Origin of the sequence: Pseudonocardia sp. ICBG1142, assembly GCF_020496255.1 — a bacterium.
Classification (GTDB): domain Bacteria; phylum Actinomycetota; class Actinomycetes; order Mycobacteriales; family Pseudonocardiaceae; genus Pseudonocardia.
Genome location: NZ_JAHLJC010000030.1, coordinates 1,320,724 through 1,334,772, shown reverse-complemented (window position 1 = coordinate 1,334,772; position 14,049 = coordinate 1,320,724). Strand labels below are relative to the sequence as shown.

Sequence of the window (14,049 nt, the reverse complement as noted above, 5' to 3'; positions counted from 1 at the left end):
CGCGTCCGGCGTGCGACCGATCCGCGCGTACCACCTTCGACGGACGCGGCGCGGGCGCCGGGCGTGCTGGGATGGGGTGTGATCACGTACCTGGTGAACCGCGACGGCGGCGCACCCTCGGTGCTCCGCGACGCCGGGACGGGCGTCGTGTGGTTCGTGGTCGGGCTGCTGCTGATCTGGGCGCTGCCCGACGCGGGGATCGCCTGGTCCGGCGCGGGGTTGGGAGGGGCGACACCGGCGTCGCTGCTGTTCATGGGGGTGGGCTGCGCCGCGTCGGTGCTGCGCCGGATCGCGGTGCCCGCCGGGCTGCTGGTCGGCACGGCGGCCGTGGTCGCGGGCCCCGTCCTGGAAGGCCGGACCGAGATCGGGACCGTGCTCGTGTTCACCGACCTGCTCTACTGCGCCGTGGTGTTCCCGCCGTGGCGCACCGCACGGGCGGTCGCCGTCGCTGCCGGTGGGGTCGCCACCGTCCTGGGCGTCGTGGCACTGCTGACCACGGGCATGCGCACCGGCACCTACGCGGTGCTCAACCTGACGCTCGTCGTCGGGCTCCCACTGGTCTGGGGGCTGGAGGTGCGCCGGTTCCGGGACCTGGCGGCCGTCGAGCGGGAGCGGGCCGCCGCGGTGGAGCAGACAGCGGCCCGGGAGCGGGACGCCGCCGTCGCCGCGGAGCGGGCCCGGATGGCCCGCGACCTGCACGACGTCGTCGCCGGTCGGCTGTCGGCGATCGCGCTGCAGTCCGAGGCGGCGCTGCAGCCCGGCGCCGACCCGGCGTTGGTCCGGCAGGTGCTGGGGACGGTGCGGTCCTCCGGTGTCGCCGCGCTCGGGGAGATGCGCACGATGATCGGGCTGCTGCGCGACGGCGGCACGGCCGACCCGCCCGGGGCGCCCGCCCGGCTGTCCGAGGTCGACGCGCTGCTCGACGAGGCCCGCGCCGCCGGCCTGTCCCCCGTCCTGCACGACGAGCGCGGCGCGGACCCGCTGCCCGCCCCGGTCGACCTCGCCGGGTACCGCATCGTGCAGGAGTCGCTGACCAACGCCGCGAAGCACGCACCCGGCTCGCAGGTGACGGTGCGCCTGAGCCTCCACTCCGATGCCCCGGGCCGGCTGCTCGTCGAGGTCCGCAACGGCCCCGGGCGGCGCCCCGCGGCGGCTCCAGGGCTGCACGGCGGCACCGGCCTCGACGGCCTGCGCGAGCGCGCCCGCGCCGTCGGGGGGACCCTGCACGCCGGCGCCGGCGCCGACGGCGACGGCTGGCTGGTCCGGGCCGATCTGCCGCTGGCCGCCGGCGCCCCGGACACCGACGTGGTGGCGCGATGACCGTGCGGGTGGTCGTCGCCGACGACCAGGAGGCGGTCCGCACCGGGCTGGTGCTGATCCTGGGCTCGGCCCCGGACATCGACGTCGTCGCCGAGGTGGCCGACGGGCTCTCGGCCGTGCGAGCGGCCGCGGAGCACCGGCCCGACGTGGTGCTGATGGACATCCGGATGCCCGGCATCGACGGCATCGAGGCGACGCGGCGGATCCTCGCCGGGGGCGGGCCGACCCAGGTCCTGGTGCTGACCACGTTCGACCTCGACGAGCTCGTCGACGGCGCGCTCGCGGCCGGGGCTGCCGGGTTCCTGCTGAAGTCGGTCGACGCGACCCGGCTGACCGACGGTGTGCGGGCCGTGGCCCGCGGCGAGGGAGTGCTGGCACCGGAGGTGACCCGGCGGGTGATCCGCCGCTACGCGGGGGCGCCGCGGCCGTCGTCGGTACCGGGGCTGGAGACGCTCACCGCGCGCGAGACCGACGTGCTCGCCGGGCTGGGCCGCGGGCTGTCCAACGCCGAGCTGTCCGCGGAGCTGGTCATCTCGGAGGGGACGACGAAGACGCACGTGTCCCGGGTCCTGGCGAAGCTGGGCCTGCGCTCCCGCACCCAGGCCGCGATCGCCGCCCAGGAGGCCGGGCTCGTGTGAGCCCGGCCCCCGTGCCGGCTCGGCGGGGTGGCTCAGCCCTGGCCGCGCGCCGTCTCGAGCGCGCGCCGGGTCAGCACCTGCACCAGGTGGGTGCGGTACGCGACCGACCCGTGGGTGTCGGCCGGCGGCTCGGTGCCCTCGGCGGCCAGCGCGGCCGCCTCGGCGACCGAGCGCCCGTCGGCGAGCGCCTGCTCGGTCGCGGACGCCCGCAGCGCGGTCGACCCCATGTTGACCAGGCCGATCCGGTCACCGGACACCGCGACGGCGACGATCGCCCAGTCGTTGCTGCGCCGGGTGAACTTCTCGTACGCCCAGCCCTGGTCACCGCAGCGCGGGATGCGGATCTCGACGATCAGCTCGTCGGGCTCCCGCACGGTGGTGAACACGCCGGTGTAGAACTCGCCGATCGGCACGGTCCGCTTCCCGCGCGGCCCCTGCAGGACGACGATGGCGTCCAGCGCGAGCAGCGCGGCGGGCAGGTCCGCGGCCGGGTCGGCGTGGGCGACGGTGCCGCCCAGCGTGCCCCGGGCCCGGATCTGCGGGTCGCCGACGGTACGGGCGACGGCCCCGAGCAGCGGGACCTCCGCCGCGACCTCGGCCGAGTCGACGACGTCGCGGTGCTTGGTCGCCGCACCGACGGCGAGCTCGTCGCCCTCGACGCGGATGTAGCTCAGCTCCGGCAGCCGGCCGATGTCGATCAGGAACTCCGGCGCGCCGAGGCGCACCTTCATGACCGGGATCAGCGAGTGCCCGCCGGCCAGGACGCTGGCGTCCTCGCCCTTCTCGGCGAGCAGCGCGATGGCGTCGTCGAGGGTGTCCGGGCGGGCGTAGTCGAAGGCGAGGGGGATCATGCGCGGGCCTCCTCGGCGGACTCGCCACGGGAGAAGCCGGGCGCGGTGCGCAGCGCGTCGGACTCGGCCTCGGCCTTCTGCGCGGCGTCCGGGTCCTTGCCCGCGGCGACGAGCACCGCGCGCACGATGTTGTGGTAGCCGGTGCAGCGGCAGAGGTTGCCCTCCAGGCCCTCGCGGACCTTCCGCTCGTCCAGGTCGTCGTCGTGGCTGATCAGCGACACCGCGGACATGACCATGCCCGGGGTGCAGAAGCCGCACTGCAGCCCGTGCTCGGACCGGAACGCCGCGGTGACCGGGTGCTCGGGGCGGCCCTCGGACGCACCGTCGAGCCCCTCCATGGTGGTGACCGACTGCTGGTCGGCCTGCACCGACAGCACGGTGCACGACTTGACCGCGTCGCCGTCGAGCAGCACGGTGCACGCGCCGCAGGACGTGGTGTCGCAGCCGATGTTGGTGGCCTTCAGCCCGACGGTCTCCCGCAGGTAGTGCGCGAGCAGCTGGCGGGGCTCCACGTCGGCGCTGGTGGGCTCACCGTTGACGGTGATCTCGACCTTCACTTGGAGGCCTCCTGGATGGCTTCCCAGACCCGCATCGGGGTCAGGGGCATGTCGATGTGCGTGACGCCGAGGTGGGACAGGGCGTCGATGACCGCGCTCTGGGTCGCGGGGGTGGAGCCGATCGTCCCGGCCTCGCCGATGCCCTTGTAGCCCATCGGGTTGACCGGGGTCGGGGTCGTCATCTCGACCAGGTCGAAGCTGGGGAGCTCGGCCGCCGACGGGATGCCGTAGTCGGCGAAGGTGCCGGTCAGCGGCTGGCCCTCCTCGTCGTAGACGACCTCCTCCAGCAGCGCCTGCGCGATGCCCTGGGCGATCCCGCCGTGCCGCTGCCCGTCGCAGAGCAGCGGGTTGAGGATCGGGCCCGCGTCGTCGACGGCGACGATCTTCTCGACCGTCACCTTGCCGGACTCGGTGTCGACCTCGACGACGCAGACGTGCGAACCGAACGGGAAGGTCGGCTTCTTGCCGTCCCAGGTGGTGTCGACCTTGAGCGGCTCGGCCGCCGCCAGCTCGGCGAGGGTCACCGACTTCGCGCCGGGGACGCCCTTGACGGTGATCGCGGCGTTCGCCGGGTCGAGCTCCAGGTCGTCGACGCCCGCCTCGAGCAGGTCGGCGGCGCGCTGCTTGGCCAGGTCGATCAGCTCGACCGAGGCCTGGTGCACCGCGACGCCGCCGGTCTGCAGCGACCGGGACCCCATGGTGCCGCCGCCGCGCGGGACGAGGTCGGTGTCGCCGTGCTTGACGGTGATCTTCTCGATCGGGATGCCGAGCTGGTCGGAGGCGAGCATCGCCCACGCCGTGGCGTGGCCCTGCCCGTGCGGGGAGGTGCCGGTCAGCACGGTCACCGAGCCGTCCGGGTGCACCTCCACCGAGGCGTCCTCGGCGAAGGCGCCGCCGCCGGTGATCTCGACGTAGGAGGAGACGCCGATACCGAGCTGGCGGGCGTCGCCGCGCTCGCGGCGGGCCTTCTGCTCGGCGCGCAGCCGGTCGTAGCCGGCGTTCTCCAGGGCCAGGTCGATGGCCTTGGCGTACTCGCCGGAGTCGTACTCGACGCCGCCCTTGGTCTGGAACGGGAACCGGTCCGGGGCGACGACGTTGAGCTTGCGGACCTCGGCCGGGTCCTTGCCGATCTCGGCGGCGAACAGGTCCATCGCGCGCTCGATCGCGGCGGTCGCCTCCGGACGCCCGGCGCCGCGGTAGGCGGCGATCGAGGTCGTGTTGGTGACGACGGTGCGCGCGCGGGAGTCGACGTTCGCGATGTCGTAGGTGCCGGGGGCCATCATGCGGGTGAACATCGGCAGGAAGGTGCCCAGGCGCGGGTAGGCGCCCAGGTCCTGCACGACGTCGATCCGGTAGTGGGTGACCCGGCCCTCGCGGGTGCCGCCGATGGTGACGGTCTGGCGCTGGGCGCGGCCCTGCACCATGCCGGTCATGTTCTCCGAGCGGGACTCGTTCCAGCGGACCGGGCGACCCTGCTGCCGCGCGAGCCACGCGACGAGGGCGAACTCCGGGTCCGACCCGATCTTCGCGCCGAAGCCGCCGCCGACGTCGGGCAGGACGACCCGCACCTTGTCCTTGTCCAGGCCCAGCCAGCCGGCGATCTCGTCGCGGCCGCCCTGGGCGTTCTGGTTGGACATGTAGACGGTGAGGTGGTCGCCCTCCCAGAAGGCGCTCGCGGCGCGCGTCTCCAGCGGGGCCGCGGCCAGGCGCTGGTTCACCAGCTCCCGGGTGACGACGACCTCGCAGCCGTCGAAGAACGACGCGTCCGGCTCCTCGTCGAACCCGTAGGCGGCCGCGGTGTTGGTCCCGGCCTCGGGGAACAGCAGCGTCTCGTCGCGGACGGCCTCCAGCGGGTCGATCACCACGTCGAGCGGCTCGTACTCGACGTCGACCAGCTCGGCCGCGTCCTCACCCTGGTAGTACTCCTCGGTGAGGACCGCGGCGACCGGCTCGCCGACGAACCGCACGCGGTCGGTCGCGAGGAACGGACGGGTCATGGCCTTGTTCGCGCCCGGGAACAGCAGCGCCGGGGCGATGTCCAGGTCGGCGCCGGTGACGACGGCGACGACGCCCGGCGCCGCGAGCGCCGCCGAGGTGTCGATCGAGGTGATCGTCGCGTGGGCCAGCGGGGAGCGGACGAGCGTCAGGTGCAACGCCCCGGTCAGCCGCTCCTCGGTCAGGTCGTCGGTGTAGGTCGCGCCGCGCGTGAGGAAGACCGGATCCTCGGTGCGGACGACGCGGGTGCCCAAGATGCTCATCGCGCGGAAGCGTATACATCTCCACGGACGAGTGCGATGCAGACCACAGTCACTGATCCCCAGGTCAGGGCACCCTTCGCGGAGCGACGCGCGAGCACTGCGCCGCATCTGCGGCGTGTGACGGGCCGGTCGTTCCCGACCTCGGAGTTGTTGAGTTCGCATGCATCTCGCGGGCGCGACGATGGCGAGGGTCAGTCGCCGTCGTCCCACCACGGCCGCACGGCCCACAGCGGCGAGACCGGCCCGTGCCCGGCGCCCAGCGGGTAGGCGTGGCGGACCGCCTCGACGATGTAGCGCTTCCCGAACCGGACCGCCGCCTCCAGCTCCATCCCGCGGGCGAGCCCGGACGCGATCGCGGCGGCGAGTGAGTCCCCGCCGCCGTGGGTGTGGCCGGTGTCGAAGCACGGGCCGGGCAGCTCGACGGCCGTGTCGCCGTCGTAGAGGAGGTCCAGGCAGCCGTCGGTGTCCTCGGTGAGGTGACCGCCCTTGACCAGGACCGCGCGCGGCCCGAGCGCGTGCAGCGCCTTCGCCGCCGCGTACTGGCCGTCCCGGTCGTGGACGTCGTGCTCGACGAGCAGCCGGATCTCGTCGAGGTTCGGGGTGACCAGCGTGGCCCGCGGGAACAACGTGTGCCGGTAGGCGTCGAGGGCCTCGGCGGCGAGCAGCGGGTCCCCGTGCATCGAGGCCGCGACCGGGTCGACGACCAGTGGCGTGGCCAGGCCGGCGCCGATGCCGCTCTCGTCGCAGGCCCGCGCGACGGTCCCGATGATCTCGGCGTTCGCGAGCATCCCGGTCTTGGCGGCCTGCAGCCCGATGTCGGAGGCGACCGTGGCGATCTGCCCGGCGATCGTGTCGACCGGGACGGTGTGCACGCCGGTGACCCCGACCGAGTTCTGCACGGTCACCGCGCAGACGGCGAGGCACCCGTGCACCCCGCAGGCGGCGAACGCACGGAGGTCCGCGGCGATGCCCGCGCCACCGCCGGAGTCGGTGCCGGCGATCGTCATGACCCGCGGGGGTGTGGTGCCGACGGTGGGTTCCATGGACGTGTCCTCCCTGGCCGGCATTACCCGGCCGGTCCGCGGTCGGCGACGCCGGTCCCGGTGGGACCCGGCCGCCCTCTCAGCCCGCCTGCTCCGCGAGCTCCCGCGTCGTGCGTGTCGCCGACGACGGTAGACGGTGCCGGGGCCGCGGGTGGGTCCCGCGGCCCCGGCGGTGCACACCCCCGGCCCGGGGCCTCAGCCCGAGGCGGGGTCCGATGCGGAGATCGGCAGGTACACCCGACCGCCCTCGTCACGGAACTCCCCGGACTTCTCCGCCATCCCGGCCTCGATCGCCTCGACGCTGGTCAGCCCATGCGCCTCGGCGTAGTCCCGGACGTCCTGGGTGATCTTCATCGAGCAGAACCTCGGCCCGCACATCGAGCAGAAGTGCGCGGTCTTCGCGGGCTCGGCCGGCAGGGTCTCGTCGTGGTAGGCGGTCGCGGTGTCCGGGTCGAGCGAGAGCGCGAACTGGTCACGCCAGCGGAACTCGAACCGGGCCGCCGACAACGCGTCGTCGCGGGCCTGGGCGTGCGGGTGCCCCTTGGCCAGGTCCGCGGCGTGCGCGGCGATCTTGTAGCTGATCACCCCGACCTTGACGTCGTCGCGGTTCGGCAGGCCCAGGTGCTCCTTCGGCGTGACGTAGCAGAGCATCGCGGTGCCGGCCTCGGCGATGCGGGCGGCGCCGATCGCGGAGGTGATGTGGTCGTAGCCGGGCGCGATGTCGGTGGCCAGCGGGCCGAGGGTGTAGAACGGCGCCTCGTCGCACCACTCCTCCTCCAGCCGCACGTTCTCGACGATCTTGTCCATCGGGACGTGGCCGGGGCCCTCGATCATGACCTGCACGTCGTGGGCGCGGGCGATCCGGGTCAGCTCGCCGAGGGTGGCGAGCTCGGCGAGCTGCGCGGTGTCGTTGGCGTCGGCGATCGAGCCGGGGCGCAGGCCGTCACCGAGGGAGAACGTGACGTCGTAGCGGCGCAGGATCTCGCACAGCTCGGCGAAGTGGGTGTACAGGAACGACTCGCTGTGGTGCGCCAGGCACCACGCGGCCATGATCGAGCCGCCGCGGGAGACGATCCCGGTGACCCGCTTCGCGGTGAGCGGGACGTGCCGCAGCAGCACCCCGGCGTGCACGGTCATGTAGTCCACGCCCTGCTCGCACTGCTCGATCACGGTGTCGCGGTAGATCTCCCAGCTCAGCGCGGCCGGGTCACCGTTGCACTTCTCCAGGGCCTGGTAGATCGGGACGGTGCCGATCGGGACCGGGGAGTTGCGCAGGATCCACTCGCGGGTCTCGTGGATGTCGCGGCCGGTGGACAGGTCCATCACGGTGTCGGCGCCCCACCGGGTCGCCCACACCATCTTCTCGACCTCCTCGGCGATCGAGGAGCTCACCGCGGAGTTGCCGATGTTGGCGTTGACCTTGGTGAGGAACCGCTTGCCGATGATCATCGGCTCGCACTCGGGGTGGTTGCGGTTGGCCGGGATCACGGCCCGACCGCGGGCGACCTCGGCGCGGACGAGCTCCGCGTCGCACCGCTCGCGGACGGCGATGTAGGCCATCTCGGGGGTGACGATCCCGGCCCGCGCCCAGGACATCTGGGTCCCCGGCTCCCGCGAGGACACCCACGGCTCCCGCAGCCGGGGCAGCCCGGCGTGCAGGTCGATCACGGCGTGGGCGTCGGTGTAGGGGCCGGAGGTGTCGTAGACGTCGTGGTGCTCACCGGTGGAGAGGGCGATCCGCCGGACCGGGACGGTGATGCCGTCCGGGCCGTCGATCCAGGCCTTGGCCGAGCCCTGGATCGGGCCGGTGGTGACCTGCTGCGGACGCACTGGTGCCGTTGTCATGACGGTCCTCCCTGGCCGGCATTACCCGGCCGGTTCTGCGGTCGGCGACCGGCGAGTCGCCCTCTCAGCCCCGCGCGACGGAGCTCCCGCGTGTTCAGTTGGTCGTGCACCCGCACCGTAGGCACCGTCCGGCGACGGACACCAGCCCCTCACCCGGCTGCGAGGAATGATCACCGGTGGTATCGGGTTCTCCACCGGTATGACGCAGAATGCTGAGCTCTCCCCGACCGACTGGGTCCGCGAGCAGACCGAGAAGATCCTCGAGAACGGCACCACCGAGGGCGTCACCGTCATGGACCGCCCGATCATCCTGGTCACGACGACCGGCGCGAAGTCCGGCAAGAAGCGCTACGTGCCGGTGATGCGCGTCGAGCACGACGGTTCCTACGCGATGATCGCGTCCAAGGGCGGCACCCCGGAGCACCCGGCCTGGTACCACAACGTGGTCGCGAACCCGCAGGTCCAGGTGCAGGACGGCACCCGGACCGGCACGTTCGTCGCCCGCGAGGTCTCCGGCGACGAGCGCCAGGAGTGGTGGGACCGCTCCGTCGAGGCCTACCCGCCCTACGCCGAGTACCAGGAGAAGACCTCCCGGGTCATCCCGGTGTTCGTGCTGGAGCCCGCGAGCTGACCCACCGGGGCACCCCGCGCGCCCGACCCCCCGGTCCGGGCGCGCGGGTGCGCCTTCACGCGGCGACGACGCCGTGCGCGGGCTCGATCCGCCCGGCGCGGCGCAACGGCCCCACCGACGCGAGCACCGCGACCGCGACCACCGCGACCGCCAGCCCGGCGAGCTGGCCCAGCGGCGGCACCGTGAGCGATCCGAGGCCGGATGCCGTCAGCGCCAGCAGGCCGTAGACACCTCCCAGCACGACACCGAGCACCGCCGCGACCGCGCCGGCGAGCGCCGCCTCGATCGCGACCGCGCGCCGTGACGCGGCCCGCGACAGCCCGAGCGTGCGCAGCAGCGCGATCTCCCGGGTCCGCTCGCTGACCGACAGCGCCAGGGTCACCCCGATCCCGACGACCGCCACCAGCAGCGTCACCCCGACCAGGCCCAGTCCGACCCCGCGGACGGCGCCGACCGCGGTCTCGGCCTGTTCGCGCAGCTCCGCGGTGAACGTGACCGGTGCGTCGCCCGCGGCCCGCACCACCGCGGTCCGCACGGCCACCGGGTCGGCCCCCGGCGCCGGGTCGACGAGCACGAGGCCGTCGGCCTCCCGGGCGGTCAGCTCGGGCACGGCGTCGAGCCGGGCCGCGAGCGACGCGGCCTCGCCGGCGTCGGCGTACACGACGATGTCGGCCGGGTAGTCCCGTTCGAGGGACGCCGTGACGTCCGCCGAGGCGCCTGCCACGGCGACGAGCATCGCTGCGGTCAGCCCCACGCCCAGCGACAGCACCGTCGTCATCGCCGCGGTACGCCGCGACATCCGTCGCGCGTTGCCCACCGCGATCCGCCCCGGCGCCCACCGCGCGACGACCGGCGCCACCAGCGCCGCGGCCCCGGACACCACGAACGGCCCGGTCGCCACGAGCGCCGCGAACACCAGCATCCCGGACAGCGCAGCCAGCACCAGCCCGCCCAGCGGGCTCCCCATGGCGGCGCCGGCGACGGCTAGCAGCACCGCCAGGACGAGCGAGACCGCGGCGAGCGACAGCCGCACCCGGGCCCGCGGCGCGCGTGCACCGCTCGCGTCCGCCGCGCCGAGCGCCACCACCGGCGGGGTCCGGCCGGCGGCGAGCGCCGGGGCCAGCGCCGCCAGCACCGTCACGAGGACGGCGAGCAGCACGCATCCCGCGATCCGTCCCCACGGCACCACGAGCGCCGGGGCGTTCATCCCGGCCGCGCCCGCCGCCGCCAGAGCGGCCCACCCGCCCGCGACGGCGACGGCCGCCCCGGCGACCCCCGCGACCAGTCCGGTGAGCGCCGCCTCGGCCAGCACCGACCGCGCCACCTGCCCGCGGCTCGCACCGACGCAGCGCAGCAGCGCCAGCTCACGGGTGCGGCGGGCCAGCACGATCCGGAACGTCGAGGCGACCACCACGGCCGCGGCGACCAGCGCCAGCCCGACGAACACCGACAGTCCGGCCAGCAGCGCGTCCGCCGACGCCGAGGCCGACGCCAGGTCCTCGGCGCGCTGCTCGTCGGCGGTTCGGACCCCGGTGACGCCCGGGACGGCGGCGAGCGCGGTCGGGTCCGGCTTCCCGGCGACCGCGATGCGGTAGGCGGACAGCCCGGCGGCGGCCGGGTCGTCGTCGCGGACGACGAGCGCGTCGATGCCCTCGGAACGGACCGGCACCACCCCGGTCACCGTCAGCGTGCGGTCGCCGAGGCCGACCGTGGCGCCGGGGGCGAGCCCGGTGCGCTCCGCGGTGCTCGCCCCGACCAACGCCTCCCCCGGGCCGGCGGGCAGCCGACCGGCCGTCAGCGGCTCCAGCCCCTGCAGCGGCCCGGTCATCGGGTCGGTGCTCAGCAACCAGGTGCCGCTCGCGCCGCCCGCGACGACGGCGACCGCACCCGACCGGGAGGTCGACACCGCGGTCACCCCCGACAGCGCGCGCAGCCGGCCCTCCAGCTCCGTCGTGGCCGCCCCCGACGAGGCGTCGGTCTCCAGGGCGAACGTCGCGCCCGCGGGCACCGACGACGTGTCCCCCAGGAGGTCGGCGCGCAGGCTCGCCGTCAGCAGCACCGCCGCGGCGGCGAACACCGTCGCCACCAGCACGGCGAGCCCGGTCAGCAGCAGCTGACGCGGGCTGCGCCGGGCCCCGGCGACGGCCGCGCGGGTCGCCGGGTTCACCGGGCCACCGGGCCGGTGATCGTGGCGTCGGCGATCGCGGGGGCGCCGGTGCCGGTGAGCGCGCCCATCGCGGACAGCACCCGGTCCGGGGTGGGCCGGTCCAGCCGGCCCGCGGCACGGCCGTCGCGCAGCAGCAGCACCTGGTCCGACGCCGCGGCCGCCAGCGGGTCGTGGGTGACCATGACGACGGTCTGGCCGTAGTCGTCCACGCAGGCCCGCAGCAGACCCAGCAGCTCACGCCCGGAACGGGGGTCGAGTGCGCCGGTCGGCTCGTCGGCGACGACGATCTCCGGGCGGCCCAGCAGCGCCCTGGCCACCGCGACGCGCTGGCGCTGCCCGCCGGACAGCTCCGACGGCAGGTGGGTGAGCCGGTCACCGATGCCCAGCCGCTCGACGAGCTCGGCCCGCCACGCGTGGTTCGGCCGGCGCCCGGCCAGCGAGGCCGCGAGGTCGATGTTCTCGCCCGCGGTGAGGTGTGGCAGCAGGTTGCCGTCCTGGAAGACGAAACCCATCCGGTCGCGCCGGACGCGGGTCAGCGCGGACTCGTTCAGGGCCCCCAGGTCGGTCTCGCCCAGCAGCACCTGTCCCGACGTCGGCCGGTCCAGACCGGCCAGGCAGTGCAGCAGCGTGGACTTGCCCGACCCGCTCGGCCCCATCACCGCGGTGAACCGGCCCGCGGGCAGCCACAGCGTGACCCCGTCCAGTGCGCGGACCGCGGCCCGGCCGCTCCCGTAGGTGCGGACCAGGTTCACCGTCGCGGCGGCGATCCGCTCGGGCACGTCGGCCGGATTCCTCGAACCATGAATCATGGCGCTCACGGTGCCGTCGGGAGGGCGCCGGGGCATCAGCCCGTGGTACGGAGTTCACCGACGGGTCGTCGTACTTCCGACCGAGGGCGACGGGTCGCGGTGCGCCCTACCGTGATCCCCATGATCGCCGGAACACGCCGCGGCCGGAACGTCCTGGTCGGGCTCGAGCTGCTCGCCTACCTGTTCTGGGCGCTGTGCGACGCTCTGCTGAGCCTGAGCTGGGACGTCCGAGCGCCGAGCGGCGCGGTGTACGGCCTGCTCGTGGCGGGCACCGTGCTCCTCCGGTACCGGACGGGCACCCGCCCGCTGCACGTCGCGGCGATCGCGTTCGGGCTGTCCGCGTGCGGCTCGGTCGCGGGCCTGCTGACCGGCGGGGTCCCGTTCCTGTCGCTGACCGAGCTGTTCGCACTGGCCGTGGTCACGGTGTCGACGGTGCGGACCGCACCGGTCCGGGCGGTGATCGCGACGGCGGCGGTGTCGCTGTGCGTCATCGTGAGCATGCCGCTGCTGCGCGTGCCGGGCATCGACCGCGAGGTCTTCGCCAGCCTGACCGTGGTCGGCTGGGCCGGCACGATGGTCGTCGCGACCGCGGCGCGCGAGCTGTGGCAGCGCCGCTCGGCCCGGCTCGCCCAGGCCCGCAACGACGAGCGTCTCGAGCTGGCCCGCGAGCTGCACGACACCGTCGCGCACCACGTCACCGCGATCGTGGTGGCGGCGCAGGCCGGCGTGGTGGTCGCGGGCAGCCGCCCGGAGGAGGCCGGCCGGGCCCTGGAGGCGATCGAGCGGGCCGGTGCCGAGGCCCTCGACGGCATGCGCCGCATGGTCGGCGTACTGCGCTCGGGCGCCGGGGACGACACCGGGGACGGGGCCGTGCGCACCCCCGGACACGGCCTCGACGACATCGAGGACGTCGTCGCCCGCTTCGACCCCGACGGCGGCCGGGCCCGGCTGGAGATCGCACCCGAGGTGCGGACGGCCCGGCTCGGCCCGGCCGTCGCGGCGACCGCGTTCCGGGTGGTGCGCGAGGCACTGACCAACGTGCACCGGCACGCGCCCGGCGCGAGCAGGGTGTCGGTCGGCCTCCATCTGCAGGCGGGCAGGCTGGTGACCGTGGTGCACAACGACGGGACCGGGACGGAGAACCCGCTGCGCGACCCGGGCGGGTACGGGCTGGCGGGGATGCGGGAACGGGTGGAGGCCCTCGGCGGGTCGCTGCACGCCGGGGCGGACGGCCCCGGCCGGTGGATCGTCGTCGCCGAGGTGCCAGCCGGGGACGGCCGGTGAACGCGATCCGGGTCCTGCTCGCCGACGACCAGGAGATGGTGCGCACCGGGTTCGGGCTGATCCTGTCCGCCGAGGACGGCATCGAGGTCGTCGGGGAGGCCGCCACCGGCACCGACGCCGTCGCCATGGCCCGCGAGCTGCGCCCGGACGTCGTGCTCATGGACGTCCGGATGCCGGGGATGGACGGGATCGCCGCGACCCGCGCGCTGACCGCGGACCCGGACCCGCCGCGGATCGTGGTGGTCACGACGTTCGACCTGGACGAGTACGTCTACGGTGCGCTGCGCTCGGGCGCCTGCGGGTTCCTGCTGAAGACGGCGGGCCCGCGGCTGCTCGTCGAGTCGGTCCGCGCCGCCGCGGCGGGCGACGCGCTGGTGTCGCCGTCGGTCACCGTGCGGCTGCTGGAGCGGCTGACCGAGCCGGAGCCGGCCCGCGCCGACGTCCACGCCACGCTCTCACCGCGCGAGCTGGAGGTCGTGAAGGCGGTCGCCCGCGGCCGGACGAATTCCGAGATCGCCGGGGACCTGTTCGTGTCGCTGTCGACGGTGAAGACCCACATCGCCAACATCGGGTCCAAGCTCGACGCCCGCAACCGGGTGGAGATCGCGGCGTGGGCCTGGGAGAACCGGCTGGTCGAGTAGCGCCG

The 14,049-nt window shown here is 74.7% G+C and carries 12 protein-coding genes; 5 read left to right on the top strand and 7 right to left on the bottom strand.

Annotated elements, in window-relative coordinates; translation table 11 throughout:
• Nucleotides 1–78 precede the first annotated feature (78 nt).
• Nucleotides 79–1,320: a histidine kinase gene (locus KPL59_RS37050; RefSeq protein WP_226361717.1), complete on the top strand. Its 1,242-nt coding sequence runs from the start codon at nucleotides 79–81 to the stop codon at nucleotides 1,318–1,320.
• Nucleotides 1,317–1,958, top strand: a complete 642-nt coding sequence (locus KPL59_RS20620) for a response regulator transcription factor (RefSeq protein ID WP_075309853.1) — start codon at nucleotides 1,317–1,319, stop codon at nucleotides 1,956–1,958. Before KPL59_RS37050 ends, KPL59_RS20620 begins: the two co-directional genes overlap by 4 nt.
• A 32-nt stretch (nucleotides 1,959–1,990) precedes the next feature.
• Here the strand turns inward: KPL59_RS20620 and KPL59_RS20615 are convergent, their stop codons facing one another.
• The 5 genes from KPL59_RS20615 to thiC form a co-directional block, all read right to left on the bottom strand.
• The gene (locus tag KPL59_RS20615; RefSeq protein WP_226361716.1) at nucleotides 1,991–2,809 is read right to left on the bottom strand and encodes a xanthine dehydrogenase family protein subunit M; all 819 of its coding nucleotides are present in this window, start codon (nucleotides 2,807–2,809) and stop codon (nucleotides 1,991–1,993) included.
• Nucleotides 2,806–3,366: a (2Fe-2S)-binding protein gene (locus KPL59_RS20610; protein ID WP_020625950.1), complete on the bottom strand. Its 561-nt coding sequence runs from the start codon at nucleotides 3,364–3,366 to the stop codon at nucleotides 2,806–2,808. The genes KPL59_RS20615 and KPL59_RS20610 overlap by 4 nt, the downstream gene beginning before the upstream one ends.
• On the bottom strand, nucleotides 3,363–5,624 hold the full coding sequence (locus KPL59_RS20605; protein WP_226361715.1) for a xanthine dehydrogenase family protein molybdopterin-binding subunit: 2,262 nt from the start codon (nucleotides 5,622–5,624) through the stop codon (nucleotides 3,363–3,365). The genes KPL59_RS20610 and KPL59_RS20605 overlap by 4 nt, the downstream gene beginning before the upstream one ends.
• 191 nt (nucleotides 5,625–5,815) lie before the next feature.
• Nucleotides 5,816–6,667 carry a bifunctional hydroxymethylpyrimidine kinase/phosphomethylpyrimidine kinase gene (gene thiD / locus KPL59_RS20600; protein ID WP_226361714.1) on the bottom strand — a complete coding sequence of 284 codons (852 nt, stop codon included), beginning with the start codon at nucleotides 6,665–6,667 and terminating at the stop codon, nucleotides 5,816–5,818.
• 195 nt (nucleotides 6,668–6,862) lie between these two features.
• The gene (thiC, locus tag KPL59_RS20595; RefSeq protein WP_226361713.1) at nucleotides 6,863–8,512 is read right to left on the bottom strand and encodes a phosphomethylpyrimidine synthase ThiC; all 1,650 of its coding nucleotides are present in this window, start codon (nucleotides 8,510–8,512) and stop codon (nucleotides 6,863–6,865) included.
• Between the two features lie 199 nt (nucleotides 8,513–8,711).
• On the opposite strand from thiC, the gene KPL59_RS20590 reads away from it, so the two are divergent.
• Nucleotides 8,712–9,143: a nitroreductase family deazaflavin-dependent oxidoreductase gene (locus KPL59_RS20590; protein ID WP_149664357.1), complete on the top strand. Its 432-nt coding sequence runs from the start codon at nucleotides 8,712–8,714 to the stop codon at nucleotides 9,141–9,143.
• A 55-nt stretch (nucleotides 9,144–9,198) separates the two neighbouring features.
• On the opposite strand, the gene KPL59_RS20585 is transcribed toward KPL59_RS20590, so the two are convergent.
• Together KPL59_RS20585 and KPL59_RS20580 are read right to left on the bottom strand one after the other, a co-directional pair.
• Nucleotides 9,199–11,310, bottom strand: a complete 2,112-nt coding sequence (locus tag KPL59_RS20585; RefSeq protein WP_226361712.1) for an FtsX-like permease family protein — start codon at nucleotides 11,308–11,310, stop codon at nucleotides 9,199–9,201.
• Nucleotides 11,307–12,089, bottom strand: coding sequence for an ABC transporter ATP-binding protein (locus KPL59_RS20580; RefSeq protein ID WP_226361711.1), 783 nt, complete (start codon nucleotides 12,087–12,089; stop codon nucleotides 11,307–11,309). Before KPL59_RS20580 ends, KPL59_RS20585 begins: the two co-directional genes overlap by 4 nt.
• Nucleotides 12,090–12,239: 150 nt before the next feature.
• Between KPL59_RS20580 and KPL59_RS20575 the strand changes: the two genes are divergently transcribed.
• Both KPL59_RS20575 and KPL59_RS20570 read left to right on the top strand, forming a co-directional pair.
• Complete coding sequence (locus KPL59_RS20575; RefSeq protein WP_226361710.1) at nucleotides 12,240–13,403, top strand: sensor histidine kinase; 1,164 nt, start codon at nucleotides 12,240–12,242, stop codon at nucleotides 13,401–13,403.
• On the top strand, nucleotides 13,400–14,044 hold the full coding sequence (locus tag KPL59_RS20570) for a response regulator transcription factor (RefSeq protein ID WP_226361709.1): 645 nt from the start codon (nucleotides 13,400–13,402) through the stop codon (nucleotides 14,042–14,044). The genes KPL59_RS20575 and KPL59_RS20570 overlap by 4 nt, the downstream gene beginning before the upstream one ends.
• Nucleotides 14,045–14,049 lie beyond the last annotated feature (5 nt).

Coding starts and splice junctions, on each gene's coding strand:
- KPL59_RS20620 (WP_075309853.1), top strand. CDS start 1,317: ATGACCGTGCGGGTGGTCGTCGCCGACGACCAGGAGGCGGTCCGCACC.
- KPL59_RS20615 (WP_226361716.1), bottom strand. CDS start 2,809: ATGATCCCCCTCGCCTTCGACTACGCCCGCCCGGACACCCTCGACGAC.
- KPL59_RS20605 (WP_226361715.1), bottom strand. CDS start 5,624: ATGAGCATCTTGGGCACCCGCGTCGTCCGCACCGAGGATCCGGTCTTC.
- thiD (WP_226361714.1), bottom strand. CDS start 6,667: ATGGAACCCACCGTCGGCACCACACCCCCGCGGGTCATGACGATCGCC.
- thiC (WP_226361713.1), bottom strand. CDS start 8,512: ATGACAACGGCACCAGTGCGTCCGCAGCAGGTCACCACCGGCCCGATC.
- KPL59_RS20590 (WP_149664357.1), top strand. CDS start 8,712: ATGACGCAGAATGCTGAGCTCTCCCCGACCGACTGGGTCCGCGAGCAG.
- KPL59_RS20575 (WP_226361710.1), top strand. CDS start 12,240: ATGATCGCCGGAACACGCCGCGGCCGGAACGTCCTGGTCGGGCTCGAG.